Below are 16,231 nucleotides of genomic sequence, written 5' to 3'. Positions count from 1 at the left end.
AACTACGACGAAACCTTCGCAATCGCCGCGATGGCGCGGTCGCGGCTTGCGCCGCTCCTACAGGGGGCGTGCCGCGGTGGGTTCTTCCTTTGCGTGTTCGTACGCGTGACGACAAGCGAAAATCCAAAGCTTCCGTCCGCAAGCGGCCGGGTCACTTTCTTTGTCCTAAGCAACAAAGAAAGTAACCAAAGAAAGTGCATTAAATTTTTCGAATCAAGAGCCACTAGGTCCTGCACCTTGCGCGGGGCCGCGCCATAAGGGGCATCCTGCCCCATGGCGCGCGCGCGCATCCATGCGCGCGCCCTCCGGGGCTGCGGAACGTGTGCTTTGCGTGGGGTTGCGTCCAAGCCAAGAGCGAAGCGCGGCAACCGCAAGGACAACGGCAACGGCAAGATCTTGTGGATTCCGGTTGTTGCCGCAATGACGGCAGGTGGGGACGTTCTCTCCCAGCCCGTCATTCCGGCCAACGCCGGAATCCATTTCGACTTTGTCGCGCCAGCGCGTTCGCCGGCCCGTCGCGTTCTGCGGTCCGCTTAGGTCAGTTCGCTTTCGCTCGCGCCCGTTCGCTCAAGCCAACTCGCTCAAGCCGATTCGCTCACGCCCGTCCGCTCACGCCGGTTCGCGCCGGCGCCGCGGGGCGCGGCGGAAATCGGGGAGCATCGGGCCGGTCTGCGGCATCTGCTCCAGTTGCGCGCGCAGGTCGTGCAGGGTGCTGAGGATGTGGGTCGACAGCAGTTGGTCGACCCGGGCGGCGTCGCGCTGCAGCCAGGACTGCAGGATGCCCAGGTGTTCGTTGGCCGCGCGGGCTTCGCGTCCGGCCGGTTCCAGGTGCTTGCGCACGTAGCGCTCGGCCAGCACCTGCAGGCGTTCGACCAGTTGCGCGGTGATCTGGCGCCCGCCCGGGGTCACCAGGGCGAGGTGGAAGGCGCGGTTGCAGCGCACGCTGGCGTTGGGGTCGGCGTGGTCGGAGCGCTCCCAGGCCTCGAACGCGGCGCGCGCGGCTTCCTGGCCGGCCTCGCAGGCGACCAGGCAGGCCTGGGCGGCGGCTTCGGGTTCGATCTTCAGGCGCAGCGCGAACACTTCCTCGGCCTCGGTCGAGGTCAGCGGCGGCACGAAGAAGCCGCGGTTCGGGTGCGAGGACAGCAGGCCCTGTTCTTCCAGCCGGCTCAGCGCCTCTCGCAGCGGGATCTTGCTGATGCCCAGTTCCTCGGCCAGCAGCTCCTGGCGGATCGGCGCCAGCGGCGGGATCTGGGTGGACAGGATCCGTTCGCGTACCACTTCGAAGGCTTGGTCGGACAGCGAACGGGGCAGGATGCTCATGCGGCCAGTCTATCCAAGGGCTGCGCGCGAAATGTGGCGAGGATCGCGTCTGCGCAGCGAATGCGGGCGGGACGCTTAGTACTTTAGTGGGATGGGCTTCGCAAAAGCGCGGTCCATGCGTCATGCGTACGTCCGACACATTGCCGATGAACGGCAACGAAGGCACGCCGAGCCACAAACGCAGTCACGGAATCGCCATAGATTCCACACATATCGTATACGGTATACCGATCAGCAGCCATTGAAGCCGTGCGCATCGCCGCACGCAGGCCGCGGCCGATCGGGGCGCCCGCAACCGTCAGGGGCGGCCGTCGTCGAGGCAGCGCATGCCGGGTTCGGCCTTGGGTCGGCCGCGCCGGCATGGGCCGGCGCGACGCGGCCGGGCGGCCGGGACAGCAATCGAGCAGCGCAGACGAGCCGGCCGCGGCGACGCGGCCGCCACGGGACTGCGTGTCCCGCGCGGCGGCCGCCCGCGCCCGTCTTCCGGAATCGCCGCCCAGCGCATCGCCGTCCCGTACCGCCGTCGTCCGATTCGTCCCCGGCCGCCGCGAGCCCCGCTCGCCGGCCCGCGCTCCGCGCGGCCGCCACGGCCGTCCTTCCTTCGAGGAGATTCGCGATGTTCTTCGTGTTCCGTCCGGGCCCGCTGCGGGCCCTTCTGGCCGGCACGGCCGCGCTGGCGGTGTTCGCCAGCTTCGCCTTGCCGTCCGCGCTGCAATCCCTGTCCACCGATCCCGCCGCCTCGGCGGCGCCGAGCCCCGCTTCAGCGAGCGCCGCGTCCGCCGCCGCGCCCGTATCGCGGCCCGGCCCAGGCCATGCCGCGGCGTTGGCGTCTTCGCGCGTCGCCATCGGCGCCGCGCGCAAGCAACCGGCGACCGAGCGGCAACTGTTCGGCGAACACCGCCAGCCGCGTGCGCTGGTGCCGGCGCAGCGCGCGCCGCAGCAACCGCTGCTGCCCGAGCGCGCCGACAGCGCCTACGACGGCGCCGCGTTGCGCCGCGATCCGTTGAAGCGTCCCTCGCTGCTGGCCGCGGCGCGTTCGGCCAAGGCCGCCGCGTGCGATCCGGCCAGTTTCGGCGCGCTCAGCGGCGCGGCGCTGGCCTCGGCGGTGCGCGCGGCCGCGCCGGACTGCATCAACCAGTTGTTCGGCCTCAGCGGCAGCCAGGCCTATGCGACCTTCCGCGAGGCGCAGATGGTCAGCGTCGCCGACGCCTTCGCCGCCTCGGCGCGCGGCTACGACGGCACCAACAACGCCGGCACCCTGCAACTGGTGCTGTTCCTGCGCGCCGGTTACTACGTGCAGTACTACGACAGCGCGGTCGGCAGCTACGGCGCGAACCTGCGCAATGCGATCCGCCCGGCGCTGGACGCGTTCGCCGCCAACGCCAACTTCGGCCGCGTCGACGACGCCCACGGCGAGATCCTCGCCGAGTACGTGACCTTGATCGACAGCGCCACCGAGAACGCGCGTTATCTATACGTGGTCAAGCGCCTGCTCGACGCCTACGACAGCCGCTTCGACGCGTTCTACTGGATGAAGGTCGCGGTCAACAACGCCTACACGGTGACCTTCCGCGGCCACCAGGACACGGCCTTCCGCGCGCTGGTCCAGTCCGACAATTCCATCGTCGATACGCTGTACAACTTCGCCAACCGCAACTTCGCCCTGCTCGGCACCGACCGCGCCTACCTGGTGTCCAACGCCGGCCGCGAGATGGCGCGCTTCCTGCAGTACGACGGCGCGCTCAAGACCCTGGCGCGTTCGCGCGCCAAGACCCTGGTCGAGCGCAGCGCGATCACCGGCGCCAGCGCGCGCCTGTGGGTCGGCATCGGCGAGATGGCGCAGTACTACGACGCCGGCAACTGCGCCTACTACGGCCAGTGCGACTTCGTGCCGCGGCTGGAAGCGGCGGCGCTGCCGATCCGCCACACCTGCAGCGCCACCCTGACCCTGCGCGCGCAGCAGATGAGCGCGTCCGAACTCGCCGGCGCCTGCGCCACCGTCGCCGGGCAGGAAGCCTATTTCCACCGCGAGCTCGCCACCGGCGGCGTGCCGGTCGCCGGCGACAACAACGCCAGCCTGGAAATGGCGGTGTTCGACAGCAGCGACGACTACGGCATCTACGCCGGCGCGATCTTCGGCATCGACACCAACAACGGCGGCATGTACCTGGAAGGCGATCCGTCGGCGCCGGGCAACCAGGCGCGCTTCATCGCCTACGAGGCCGAGTGGCTGCGCCCGCAGTTCGAGATCTGGAACCTGACCCACGAGTACGTGCACTACCTCGACGGCCGCTTCGACATGTGGGGCGACTTCCAGGCGGCGATGCAGCAAAAGACCGTGTGGTGGGTGGAAGGCTTCGCCGAGTACCTGTCCTACCAGTACCGCGACGTCGCCAACGACGGCGCCATCGCCGAGGCCGCGCGCGGCACCTACGCGCTGAGCACGGTCTACGCCAACGACTACGACAGCGGCACCAACCGGGTCTATCGCTGGGGCTACCTGGCGGTGCGCTTCATGTTCGAACAGCGGCGCGCGCAGGTGAACGCGATCCTGGCCAAGTTCCGTCCGGGCGACTACACCGGCTATGCGACCTACATGGCCGGCATCGGCCAGAGCAACGATGCCGCGTTCAAGGCCTGGCTGCCGTGCGTGGCCGACCCGGCCGGCAGCGGCTGCGGCGGCACCCCGAACCTGCCGCCGACGGCGAACTTCAGCGTCGCCGCGAGCGGCCTGAGCGTGAGCTTCACCGACACCTCCAGCGACAGCGACGGCCGCATCGTCGCGCGCAGCTGGAGCTTCGGCGACGGCAGCGCGTCGACCGCGACGAACCCGAGCAAGACCTACGCGGCCGGCGGCAGCTACACCGTCACCCTGACCGTCACCGACGACCGCGGCGCCACCGCCACCGCCACGCGTTCGATCAGCGTCAGCGAACCGGGCCTGCCCGAGTGCGGCGGCGGCGACGCGCGCACGCTCGGGCGCAACTGCGCGCGCAGCAACGCCTCGGCCACGCAGGGCAACTACGCGTACTTCTATCTGTACCTGCCGGCGGGCGTGAGCCAGCTGCGCATCGACACCGCCGGCGGCAGCGGCAACGCGGACCTGTACGTGAGCGCGGGCCAGTGGCCGTCGCGCGATTCGTATCAGTACCGTTCGGCCAAGGCCGGCAATGCGGAGTCGGTGACGGTCGCCAACCCGCCGGCGGGGTATGTGTACGTGGCCGTGCATGCGGCCGCTGCGTTCTCCGGAGTCAAGGTGAGCGCGCGGTACTGAGGGTTCGCGGGCGTTCGCCCTCACCCCAACCCCTCTCCCGCCAGCGGGAGAGGGGCTTTTTTCGATGTCGCGGCGATAGCTCCCTGTAGGAGCGACGCGAGTCGCGGCCGCGGGGTCGCACGGTTGCGTCGCAAGCGCGATGTCGCGGTCGCGACTCGCGTCGCTCCTACAAAAAGCAACGGCAGCCGCGGATCAACGATCCGACTGGCCGGTCGCGTAGTAATCCCCACGCTCGAACAACGCCGGCTGGATCAGCTCGGTGAACGCGCGCGCCTGCGGCGACAAATACTTGCCCTTGCGCACCACCACGCCATAACTGCGCGAGGGGAAATAATCCGCCAGCGACCGCGCCGACAGCCGCGCGCGGTCGGCTTCGGTCAGGCAGATCGCGGTGACGATGCTGATGCCCAGCCCCATCGCCACGTATTGCTTGATCACCTCCCAGCCGCCGACTTCCAGCGCCACCGTGTACGGCACCCGGTTCTGCTGGAACACCAGATCGACCATCCGGTACGTGGTCAGCCGCTGCGGCGGCAGGATCAGCCCGTACGGGCTCAGGTCCTGCAGGGTGAGCGCGTCGAGCTTGGCCAGCGGATGGTCGCGCGGCGCGATCAGCATCGGTTCGAAGCGGTACACCGGGGCGTAGCTGAGGTCGCCGGGCACGTCGAGCATCGAGCCGACGGCCAGGTCGACGCCGTCGGAGCGCAGCAGGTCCAGGCCGCCGGCGCCGGTGACGTTGTGCAGGGTCAGCCGCACCTCCGGGTGCGCGGCGCGGAAGGCTTCGACGATCTTCGGCAGCAGGTAGAGGATGGTCGAGCTGCCCGCGGCGACGTTGAGCTCGCCCGCGTCGAGGCCGCGGATGCGCTCGCGGAACACGCCCTCCAGCCCGTCCAGGCCTTCGACCAAAGGCCGCGCCAGTTCGTACAGCGCCTCGCCCTCGCGGGTCAGGGCCAGGCGACGGCCGCTGCGTTCGAGCAGGCGCACGCCCATGTCGCGTTCCAGCGCCTGCAACTGCAGGGTGACCGCCGGCTGGCTGAGGTAAAGCGCCTCAGCCGCACGTGAGACCGAGCCCAGGCGCGCGGTCTGGCAGAACGCCCGCAGCGGCTTGAGCTTGTCGCTTTTGTAGGAAAATCGCGGACTTAGCGAACGCGTCGAAGTCACGTGAAATCCATATATAAGCTAAGCAAATGATATGCATTGAAAAAACTTGATTGTCAAATACAACACGCCGCCGCATGGTCTGGCTCCAGGGACACGCTCGCTGGGAGCGGTCCTCCCCCACAGGAGTCGCAACATGTCGGCAGTCATGACGCAGTGGCAGGACCCCCGTCCCGGGCAACGCGGGCCGGGCGAGGGCATCGAGCTCAGCGGCCGCGCCGCCGGCCAGGAGCAGGTGCTGACCCCGGCCGCCCTCGAGTTCCTGGCCGACCTGCACCGCCGCTTCGAACCCGCCCGCCAGGCCCGGCTGGCCGCGCGCCGCGAGCGCCAGGCCTTCTTCGACGCAGGCGGCCTGCCGGGCTTCCGCGCCGACACCGCCGCGATCCGCGCCGGCGCCTGGCGCGTCGCCCCGCTGCCGACTGCGTTGCTCGACCGCCGGGTCGAGATCACCGGCCCGGTCGATCCCAAGATGGTCATCAACGCGCTGAACTCCGGGGCCAAGGTCTACATGGCCGACTTCGAGGACAGCACCGCGCCGACCTGGGCCAACCTGATCGCCGGCCAGCGCGCGCTCGCCGCCGCGGTCGCCGGCACCCTCGAATTCGCCGCGCCCGACACCGGCAAGCGCTACGCGCTCAAGCCGTTCGAACAGCAGGCCGTGCTGATGGTGCGCCCGCGCGGCTGGCACCTCGACGAAAAGCACCTGCGCGTCGACGGCGCGCCGGTGTCCGGCGGCCTGTTCGACCTGGGCCTGTTCGCCTTCCACAACGCCGCCGCGCTCGCCGCCAAGGACCGCGGCCCGTATTTCTACCTGCCCAAGCTGCAGTCGATGGAAGAGGCGCAGCTGTGGAACGACGCGCTCGACCACATCGAGCGCGAGTTGGAGCTGGAGCCGGGTTCGATCAAGGTCACCGTGCTGATCGAGACCTTGCCGGCGGTGTTCGAGATGGACGAGATCCTGCACGCGCTGCGCACGCGCATCGCCGGCTTGAACTGCGGCCGCTGGGACTACGTGTTCTCCTACCTCAAGACCTTCCGCGCGCACCGCGACAAGATCCTGCCCGAGCGCGGCCAGGTCACCATGACCCAGCCGTTCCTGCGCGCCTATTCGGAACTGCTGATCCAGACCTGCCACAAGCGCGGCGCCCACGCGATGGGCGGCATGGCCGCGCAGATCCCGATCAACGGCGACGAGGCCGCCAACGAAGCGGCGCTGGCCAAGGTGCGCGCGGACAAGCTGCGCGAAGTCACCGCCGGCCACGACGGCACCTGGGTCGCGCATCCGGCGCTGATCCCGCTGGCGATGCGCATCTTCGACGAGCGCATGCCGACCCCGCACCAGCAGCACGTGCTGCGCGAGGACGTGCTGATCATCGCCGAAGACCTGATCAAGCCCTCGTTCGGCACCATCACCCGCGCCGGTTTCGAGGGCAACGTCGAAGTCTGCGTGCGTTATCTCGCCGCGTGGCTCGACGGCAGCGGCTGCGTGCCGATCCATTGGCTGATGGAAGACGCCGCCACCGCCGAGATCGCCCGCACCCAGCTGTGGCAGTGGCTGCACGCGCCGTCGCTGTTCCTCGACGACGGCACCCCGGTCGACTTCGCCCTGCTCGAACGCGCGCTGATCGGCCTGCCGAGCCGGTTCGCCGACCGCGCCGCGCTGCCGGGCGGGGCCAAGCTCGACGAGGCCATCGCGATGCTCGACGAACTCACCCACGCACCGACCCTGGCCGAGTTCCTGACCCTGCCGGCCTACGAACGCATCGATTGACCCCCTGTAGGAGCGGCGCGAGCCGCGACCGCGAAACATCGCTCGCGACGCGAGCCTGCGACCCCGCGGTCGCGACTCGCGTCGCTCCTACAGTCGGACCCGAACACCCATACCCACGTCGCTACGACCCAACGCAAGGAATCGATGTCATGAGCCACACGCTGCCGACCGCCGACCAGCTGCGCCACCAGTGGGCCACCGACCCGCGCTGGGCCGGCATCACCCGCCCGTACTCGGCCGAGGACGTGGTGCGCCTGCGCGGCACCGTGCCGGTCGAACACTCCATCGCCAAGCTCGGCGCCAACAAGTTGTGGACCTCGCTGCAGACCGAGGACTTCGTCAACGCGCTCGGCGCGCTGACCGGCAACCAGGCCATGCAGCAGGTCAAGGCTGGGCTTAAGGCGATCTACCTGTCGGGCTGGCAGGTGGCGGCGGATGCCAACATCGCCGGCGAGATGTACCCCGACCAGTCGCTGTACCCGGCCAACTCGGTGCCGCAAGTGGTGCGCCGGATCAACAACACCCTGCTGCGCGCCGACCAGATCCAGTGCGCCGAAGGCACCGGCGACATCGACTTCCTGCAGCCCATCGTCGCCGACGCCGAGGCCGGTTTCGGCGGCGTGCTCAACGCCTTCGAGCTGATGAAGGGCATGATCGAGGCCGGCGCCTCGGGCGTGCACTTCGAAGACCAGCTGGCCTCGGTCAAGAAGTGCGGGCACATGGGCGGCAAGGTGCTGGTGCCGACCCGCGAAGCGGTCGAGAAGCTGGTCGCCGCGCGCCTGGCAAGCGATGTGATGGGCGTGCCGACGCTGATCGTCGCGCGCACCGACGCCGAAGCCGCCGACCTGCTCACCGCCGACATCGATCCGAACGACCAGCCCTTCACCACCGGCGAGCGCACCGTGGAGGGCTTCTACAAGACCCGCAACGGCCTCGACCAGGCGATCAGCCGCGGCCTGGCCTACGCGCCCTACGCCGATCTGGTGTGGTGCGAGACCGGCAAGCCGGACCTGGAGTTCGCGCGCAAGTTCGCCGAGGCCATCCACGCCCAGTTCCCGGGCAAGCTGCTGGCCTACAACTGCTCGCCGAGCTTCAACTGGAAGAAGAATCTCGACGACGCGACCATCGCCAAGTTCCAGAAGGAAATCGCCACCTACGGCTACAAGTTCCAGTTCATCACCCTGGCCGGTTTCCACAGCCTCAACTACGGCATGTTCAACCTCGCCCACGGTTACGCACGCCGGCAGATGAGCGCGTTCGTGGAGTTGCAGGAAGCCGAGTTCGCCGCGGCCGAGAAGGGCTTCACCGCGGTCAAGCACCAGCGCGAGGTCGGCACCGGCTACTTCGACGCGGTGACCCAGACCATCCAGGGCGGCCAGTCCTCGACGGTGGCGCTGAAGGGTTCGACCGAGGAAGAGCAGTTCCACGAGTCGAAGAAGGCGGCGGCCTGATCCGCCAGCGCGGATCGAGGCGGTAACCGAACGAAGGGCTCCGCGAGGAGCCCTTCGTCGTTGCCCACGCGCCGGCAGTGCCCACGCGCCGGCGGCGCGCGCCTCAGGCCTGGTAGGCGTCGATCAGGGTCAGCCGGCCCAGGTTGGGGTCTTCCACGATCAAGCGGCAGCGGCCGCGCTGGACGAATTCGTACACGCCGCCGTTGTCGGACTGATAGACGCAATGCCAGTACAGCGGGGCGATCGCGTTCGCGGCCCGGCTGGGGGCGTCGGCCGCCGCGGCGGTGCCCGACAGGGCCAGGGTCAGCGCCAGCGCGGCGCAGGTCGATAGCTTCATGGCGAAATCCTTCTCCGGTTCGACGCCGGACCGACTGTCCGGCCCGCCCGACAGTAGAGAAAGAACCGCGCCGATACGACGTCCGCAGCCAGCGGCGGGCGCTCGCCCGCGCGATTTTGCACGCGCGGTCGCAGTTACCGGCCGCAACGGGCCGAGGCGGACGGGGCGGCGCCGCATCCGGCGCCGCCCCGTCGCGACCGATTTCGCCGCAGGCGAGCGGCTTACTTCTTGACTTCCTGCGTGTGCGTCTTCAGCGACTCGGCCAGGCCCTTCACCGCGTCCGCGCCGGCCGGCACCGAGATGCTCGACCCCTTGAAGTCGGCGCCGATCGGCTGCGCGCGGCCGCCCAGGCACTGCGCCAGGAAGCCTTCGGCCACCGCGTTGAACGCCATCGCGTTCTCCGGGCGGGCGAAGCCGTGGCCTTCGTCGGGGAACAGCACGTAAGTGACCGGGATGTTCTTCTTGCGCATCGCCTCGACGATCTGGTCGCTCTCGGCCTGGTTGACGCGCGGGTCGTTGGCGCCCTGGCCGATCAGCAGCGGCTTGTCGATCTTGTCGACGCGGCCGATCGGCGAGCGTTCGGCCAGCTGCTTGCGCCCGGCTTCGGTGCGCGGGTCGCCCATGCGCCGGGCGAACTGTTCGAAGATGCTGGCCCAGTACGGCGGGATCGTCTTGAGCAGGGTCTGCAGGTTGGACGGGCCGACGATGTCGACGCCGCACTTGAACGTGTCGGGGGTGAAGGTCAGGCCGACCAGGGTGGCGTAACCGCCGTAGCTGCCGCCCATGATCGCCACGTCTTCCTTCTTGCTGACGCCCTGCTTGACCGCCCAGTCGACCGCGTCGATCAGGTCGTCGTGCATCTTGCCGGCCCATTCGCCGTCGCCGGCGTTGATGAAGTTCTTGCCGAAGCCGGTGGAGCCGCGGTAGTTGACCCGCAGCGTGGCGTAGCCGCGGTTGGCCAGCCACTGCGAGCCGGCGTTGTAGCCGTAGTAGTCGCGCGCCCACGGCCCGCCGTGCACCAGCAGCACCAGCGGCACCGGCTTGTCGGGCTTGCCGTCGCCGTCGGCGTCGGCGCTCTTGGGCAGGGTGAGGTAGCTGACCAGGGTCTTGCCGTCGCGCGAGGGAATCTCGACCGGCCACATCGGCACCAGCGGCTGGCCGTCCAGCGCCGGGCGGGTGGAGAACAGCCGGGTCAGTTCGGGCGCGGCGCCGCCGCGGCGGTACAGGTAGGTGGTGCCGGGTTCCTCGGCGGCGCCGTAGCTCACCACCCAGGTCTTGTCGTCGAGGCTGCGCGAGGCCACCGAGACTTCGCCGGCGCCGAGCTTGTCCTGCAGCCACTGCAAGTCTTTGCCGATGGCCGGGTCGAGCGGCTTCCACTGCTGGCGCAGGTAGTAGACCGAGGCCGCCTGGACCCGGTCGCTGGCCGGATCGGTCAGGCGCGCGCCGACGTCGGCGCGGGCGTCTTCCAGCAGCAGCGATTTCTTGCCGGCCGCGTCGATGGCGTACAGCGCGGCGGTGTCGCGGCCGCGCGAGTCGGTCAGGTACAGCAACTGGCCGTCGTCGCTGTAGCCCTCGTACTCGGTGGTCTGGCTGTCTTCGAACGGCACCGTGTCGACCACCGACCAGCCGCCCTTGCCGTCGCTGGCCAGCAGTTCGCTGCCGCCGTCCTCGCGCGAGCGGGTGGCGCGGTGGACCTTGAGGTCGCCGTCGGCGAGGTAGCCGGCGAGGCGGTCGTTGTTGCGCAGCGCGAGCGTGCGCTGGCCGCTGGCGAGGTCGACTTCGTACAGGTCGTGCCACTTCGGGTCGCGGTCGTTCATGCCGACCAGGATGCGGTCGGGGTGGCGGTGGGCGAGGCGGACCAGCGAGGCGCGGGTCTTGGGATACGCGGTGAGGTCGCGCGCCGCGCCCGGCTTGGCGACGTCGACCGAATACAGGTGGAAGTTCTCGTCGCCGCCGCTGTCGCGCAGGTACAGCAGGGTGCCGCTGCGGTAGCTCCAGGCGTAGCTGCGGATGCCGCGCGCGGCGTCGTCGGTGACCGCGCGCGCCTTGGCCGGTTCGCCGGCCGGCGCCACCCACACGTTCATGACCCCGTTCACCGGCGCCAGCCAGCTCAGGTAGCGGCCGTCGGGGCTGATCTGCGCGCCGCTGCGTTCGGGATTGCCGAACAGCGCCGAGCGCGGGATCAGTTCGCCGCCGGCGGAGGCGGCGGTCGCGGCGAGGGCGGGCGCGGCCAGCGCGAGCGACAGGCCCAGCGCGAGGCCGGTGCGCGCCAGCAGCGAAGGCGGATGGATGGGCATGGTGGTTCTCCGTTTCCGTGACAGTCGAGGTTCGAATATGAACAGCCTGCGCCCCACGGCGCAGTGCCGAAGGCCATGGCCGCGGCGCGGGGCTGGGTGCGCCGCCGCGGCGTGCCGGGCCGGATGCCCGAGACGCGCGATGAGCGATTCAGCCCCGCGACCGCAACCCGGCCGACGTCGCCGGCGCGCGCGCCGGCGTTGCGTATACGCAACGTTGCGGCGGATGCCGCGCCGCCTGCCGGGATTACACTCCGTGGCCATGGGCTGGGATGTGTATGTGTGTGCGGCGATGGTCGGCGTGCAGGGTGGCCGCTTCTCCCCCGCGCCGGCGTTAGCTGCACAGACCAGGTGCTATCCTGCCGTCAAGGCTCCACAGGGGATGTGGGGCGCGGGGAGATCGGGATGAATCGCGACATGGCGGCGCCGTCGACGGGCCGCGATACCGACAATTCGGCGATGACCGCGGCGCCGACGGATGTGGCGATGGCGGTGCTGACGCCGGGCGAATTCGAACTGTTCGCCGAGATCGGCCGCCCGCGCCGGGTCGAGGCCGGGCAGGTGCTGTTCCGCCGCGGCGAACTGGGCACCACCATGTTCGTGATCGCGCGCGGCGCGATCGTCCTCGACTTCGGCGACGACCTGGTCACCAAGCGCCTGGGCGTACGCGAATTCTTCGGCGAACTCGGCCTGCTGATCGGAGACCACGCCCGCAGCGCCGACGCCATCGCCGCCACCGACGGCCTGCTGGTGGAACTGCGCCACGAGGAATTCCAGCGCCTGGTCGATCGCGACCCCTCGCTGGTCTCCTACTTCCTGCGCCGCGCGATCATGCGCGTGGTGCTCAACGAACAAAGCCTGATCCGCCGCCTGCGCCGCCGCAACCAGGACCTGGAGGCCGCGCTCGACAGCCTCTACGCCACCACCCACCAGCTCAACCAGACCGAAGAGCTGGTGCGCACCGACGACCTGACCGGCCTGTACAACCGGCGCGGGCTGACCCTGCACCTGCAGGATGCGCGCGCCGCCGGCCTGGCCGAGACCCTGGGCCTGGTGCTGGTCGACTGCGACCGCTTCAAGCAGGTCAACGACGAACACGGCCACCTCGCCGGCGACCGCGTGCTGCAGAGCGTGGCCAACATCCTGCGCTCGGTGGCCGGGGTGGAGGACATCGCCTGCCGCCTCGGCGGCGACGAGTTCTGCCTGCTGGTCGCCGCGCGCACCCGCCAGGACGTGATGCGCTTCGCCGACTTCATCGTCCACACCGTGCACGGGCTGCTGATGATCCCGCAGTCGCCGCCGACGATCTGCCCGGTCAGCGTCGGCGCCTGCCTGGTCAGCGCCAAGCGCGACTGGAACGATTGGTACGCCCAGGCCGACGCCGCGCTCTACCAGGCCAAGCGCCTGGGCGGCAATCGCGTGCATTGGCAGGACGCCGAGCTCAGCGCCGTCTGAGCGGCGACACCAGGAAGCCGCGATGAACGATGCCCACCGACCCGACGCCGACGGCCCGCAGCTGCGCACCCTGCTGCTGACCGACCTGTGCGACTCGACCACCCTGGTCGAGCGTATCGGCGACGGCCCCGCGGCGGAGCTGTTCCGCGAACACGACCGCCTGGTGCTGGCGCTGCAGCAGCGCTGGCGCGGGCGCCTGATCGACCGTTCCGACGGCCTGCTGCTGTTGTTCGAGCGGCCGATCGACGGCCTCGGCTTCGCCCTGGACTACGCCCGCGGCCTGCGCGAGATCGGCGCGGCGCGCAAGTTCGAACTCAAGGCCCGCGCCGGCCTGCATGTCGGCGAAGTGCTGACCTGGCGCAACAGCGACGAGGCGGTCAAGGTCGGCGCCAAGCCGGTGGAAGTCGAAGGCCTGGCCAAGCCGATGGCCGGCCGGCTGATGGCGACCGCGCGGCCGGGCCAGATCCTGTTGTCGGCGGTGGCCGAGCCGCTGGCGCACCGCGCCGCGCGCGAGCTCGGCGAACGCGGCCAGCAGCTGCTGTGGAAATCGCATGGGCGCTGGCGCTTCAAGGGCGTGCCCGAGCCGCAGGAAATCTACGAGGTCGGCGAACCCGGCATCGCCCCGCTGCGCGCGCCGCCGAACGGGCCCAAGGCCTGGCGCGACATCCCGCTGTGGCGGCGGCCGGCGGCGCTGGCCGCCGAGGTCGCGGTGCTGGCGATGATCGGCACCGGCGCGTGGTTCGCGACCCGGCCGCAGCCGGCGATCGCCTTCAACCAGCGCGACTGGGTGGTGGTCGGCGACCTGCGCAACCTGACCGGCCAGAACGTGCTCGACGATTCGCTGGAACAGGCCTTCCGCATCAGCCTGGAGCAGTCGCGCTACGTCAACGTGCTCAGCGACCTGAAGGCGCGCGACACCCTGCAGCGCATGCAGCGCCAGCCCGACACCACGCTCGACCGCGCCATCGCCTCGGAGATCGCGCTGCGCGACGGCGCGCGCGCGGTGATCCTGCCGACCGTGGCCGAAGTCGGCGGGCGGGTGCGGGTCAGCGCGGAGGTCATCGACCCGCACACCCAGACCACGGTCTACGCCGAATCCGCCGACGGCCACGGCAAGGAATCCACGCTCGCCTCGATCGACAGCGTCACCGCCGGATTGCGCGAGAAGCTCGGCGAGGCGATGAAGTCGATCGAACGCGATTCCGAGCCGCTGCCCAAGGTCGCGACCAAGAACCTCGACGCGCTGCGCGCCTATGCCCTGGGCCTGAAGGCCTACGGCGAGCGCCGCCACCCCGAGGCGCTGCGCTACTTCGACCAGGCCATCGCCCTGGACCCGGACTTCGCCCTGGCCTACCTCGGCGCCCTGCGCGTGCGCGTCGGCGACGCCGACAACCGCCGCGCCCAGCCGTACCTGGAAAAAGCGGTCGCGCTGCGCTCGCACCTGGCGCCGCGCGACGCGCTGTACCTGGACGCGTGGTCGTCCGAGTACGGCCCGCAGCCGGCGCTGCATGCGCCGGCGCAGTGGAAGCTGCTGGCCGGCCTGTACCCCGACTACTACGCCGGCCACTACAACTACGCCTGGGCCGCGTTCGCCGCCAACCGCTTCGGCGAGACGTTGAGCTTCGCCAAGGCCGCGACCGCGCCGCAGAACCCGCTGCGCAGCAGCGCGGTCGAACTGATGGGCCGCGCCCAACTCGCCCAGGGCGACGCCAAGGCCGCGCTGGCCAGCTTCGAGCAGGGCGAGAAGGTCGGCCGCTACGGCCCCAACCGTCGCCGCGCCGCCGCGCTGGCGACCCTGCGCCGCTTCGACGAGGCCCAGGCGCTGCTGCAAAAGCTGCCCACCGACACCAGCACCGACGGGCTGACCAACAACCTCGAACGCATCGCCGTCGCGGTCGACCGCGGCCGCTGGAACGACGCGGAAAAGACCGCCCAGCGCGCCGAGCGCGACGCGGTCGCCGGCACCCCGGTGCTGGCCAACCAGTTCGCGCTGATCCGGATGATGGTGGAAGGCCTGAACGGCCGGCCGCCGCGCAGCGAGGCGCTGGCGACGCTATGCCGCAAGTCCGCCGCCCAGGCCGGCGACGAGGCCGACCCGCTGCGCAACGAACAGGCCTTCGTCGCGCTGAGCGCGGCCTACCTGGCCCAGCGCCACGGCGACGCGGCGGTGGCGCGGCAACTGCTGCCGATCCTGGAACCGCTGGTCAAGCGCATCGGCGATCCGCTGGTGGCGCAGTTGCTGACCGTGGTCCAGGCCGGGCAGCTGCGCCTGGACGGCAAGCCCGAAGAAGCGGTGCGCCTGCTGCGGCCGCTGCTGCGCGGCGACGAATTGTTCCAGGTCCACAGCGCGCTGCAGGCGGCCTATACCGCCGCCGGCCAGGACGAGGACGCGCTGGCCGAAGCGCGCTGGCTGGCGCAACAGCGCGGCCGCGCCTACATCGAGACCGCCGGCAGCCAGGTGCTGCAGACGCTCAACGTCGCCGACACCACCCTGGCCTTGCGCGAACAGGCGCGCAGCCTCGCGCGCCTGGGCCGGGAAGACGAAGCGCAGCGGCAGGCCGAGGCCTTCCGCCGCGCCTGGCCTCAGAGCGGCTCGTCGCCGCCGGTGCCGCCGCCGATGCCCTTGGCGCGCGCTTCGGCGCCGAGCAGGCCGGTTTCGAAGCAATGAGGGTTGGTGTGCGAGGCCGCTGAGGTCAGCATGCCCTTGATCTCCAGGCGCGCGGATTCGATCTCGGCCTTGGTCGCGATGTTGGCCGCGGCCATGCAGCCATAGGCGGTCGGCGAGTAGCTGCCGCTGGCGATCATTTCCTGCGCCGGCGCATGGCCGGCCTTGGCCAGCGCTGCGGTCGCATCCTTCTGGAACAGGGTGCGGAACTCGTTGTCCTTGCTCAACAGGTCGAGCAGCTTGTCGGCGACTTCGGCGCTCAACGGCGTATGGCCGCCGGATTCTTTGTTTGCCATGTCCTCATTCCCCTCGTGATTGACGTGCCGTTCCGGCGTGAAAACAGCGTGAAATCTAACCTTCCCTCTCTAACGGTACAACCGGAACGCGCCGGACAAATGCGGGTTTTCGAGGGTTTTTCCGCTGCGCTGCAGCGCGGCCGGCATAAACCAAGCTGAAGTTGCTGAACGCGCCGGGCCTGGCCGCCCGGCACGCGGCGGCACCGCGGC

General features: G+C 70.1%; 10 protein-coding genes. 5 read left to right on the top strand and 5 right to left on the bottom strand.

All coding sequences use genetic code 11. From position 1 onward, the window contains the following. Positions 1–609: 609 nt before the first annotated feature. Positions 610–1,320, bottom strand: a complete 711-nt coding sequence (locus tag BLV01_RS21420) for a GntR family transcriptional regulator (protein ID WP_091804934.1) — start codon at positions 1,318–1,320, stop codon at positions 610–612. 616 nt (positions 1,321–1,936) lie between these two features. On the opposite strand from BLV01_RS21420, the gene BLV01_RS21415 reads away from it, so the two are divergent. Then, complete coding sequence (locus tag BLV01_RS21415; protein WP_091804931.1) at positions 1,937–4,594, top strand: collagenase; 2,658 nt, start codon at positions 1,937–1,939, stop codon at positions 4,592–4,594. 192 nt (positions 4,595–4,786) lie between these two features. Here the strand turns inward: BLV01_RS21415 and BLV01_RS21410 are convergent, their stop codons facing one another. Next, the gene (locus BLV01_RS21410; protein WP_091804927.1) at positions 4,787–5,755 is read right to left on the bottom strand and encodes a LysR family transcriptional regulator; all 969 of its coding nucleotides are present in this window, start codon (positions 5,753–5,755) and stop codon (positions 4,787–4,789) included. Between the two features lie 145 nt (positions 5,756–5,900). On the opposite strand from BLV01_RS21410, the gene aceB reads away from it, so the two are divergent. Both aceB and aceA read left to right on the top strand, forming a co-directional pair. Continuing rightward, entirely contained in the window at positions 5,901–7,523 is a 1,623-nt protein-coding gene (gene aceB / locus BLV01_RS21405; RefSeq protein WP_091804923.1) for a malate synthase A, read from the top strand. Between the two features lie 149 nt (positions 7,524–7,672). Next, positions 7,673–8,974 (top strand): isocitrate lyase, encoded by a 1,302-nt coding sequence (gene aceA / locus BLV01_RS21400; protein ID WP_091804920.1) that lies wholly within the window; start codon positions 7,673–7,675, stop codon positions 8,972–8,974. 103 nt (positions 8,975–9,077) lie between these two features. Here aceA and BLV01_RS21395 read toward each other — a convergent pair whose 3' ends face one another. Both BLV01_RS21395 and BLV01_RS21390 read right to left on the bottom strand, forming a co-directional pair. Further along, complete coding sequence (locus tag BLV01_RS21395) at positions 9,078–9,311, bottom strand: hypothetical protein (protein ID WP_091804917.1); 234 nt, start codon at positions 9,309–9,311, stop codon at positions 9,078–9,080. A gap of 221 nt (positions 9,312–9,532) precedes the next feature. Beyond that, positions 9,533–11,608 (bottom strand): S9 family peptidase, encoded by a 2,076-nt coding sequence (locus tag BLV01_RS21390; protein WP_091804914.1) that lies wholly within the window; start codon positions 11,606–11,608, stop codon positions 9,533–9,535. A gap of 456 nt (positions 11,609–12,064) precedes the next feature. Here BLV01_RS21390 and BLV01_RS21385 point away from each other — a divergent pair, with 456 nt between their 5' ends. Together BLV01_RS21385 and BLV01_RS21380 are read left to right on the top strand one after the other, a co-directional pair. After that, a complete protein-coding gene (locus BLV01_RS21385) occupies positions 12,065–13,060 on the top strand; it encodes a GGDEF domain-containing protein (protein ID WP_231784001.1) in 996 nt (331 codons plus the stop codon). Between the two features lie 22 nt (positions 13,061–13,082). Then, on the top strand, positions 13,083–15,728 hold the full coding sequence (locus BLV01_RS21380) for a putative peptide modification system cyclase (RefSeq protein WP_091804908.1): 2,646 nt from the start codon (positions 13,083–13,085) through the stop codon (positions 15,726–15,728). On the opposite strand, the gene BLV01_RS21375 is transcribed toward BLV01_RS21380, so the two are convergent. Next, positions 15,644–16,021 carry an NHLP-related RiPP peptide gene (locus tag BLV01_RS21375; protein ID WP_091804905.1) on the bottom strand — a complete coding sequence of 126 codons (378 nt, stop codon included), beginning with the start codon at positions 16,019–16,021 and terminating at the stop codon, positions 15,644–15,646. The two genes, BLV01_RS21380 and BLV01_RS21375, sit on opposite strands and share 85 nt — an antisense overlap. Between the last annotated feature and the right edge of the window lie 210 nt (positions 16,022–16,231).

Origin of the sequence: Lysobacter sp. yr284 (genome assembly GCF_900107375.1) — a bacterium.
In the GTDB taxonomy this organism is placed as follows: Bacteria; Pseudomonadota; Gammaproteobacteria; order Xanthomonadales; family Xanthomonadaceae; genus Lysobacter.
Note: the sequence above shows the minus strand (reverse complement) of the source record. Positions and strands in the feature narration are given on the sequence as shown.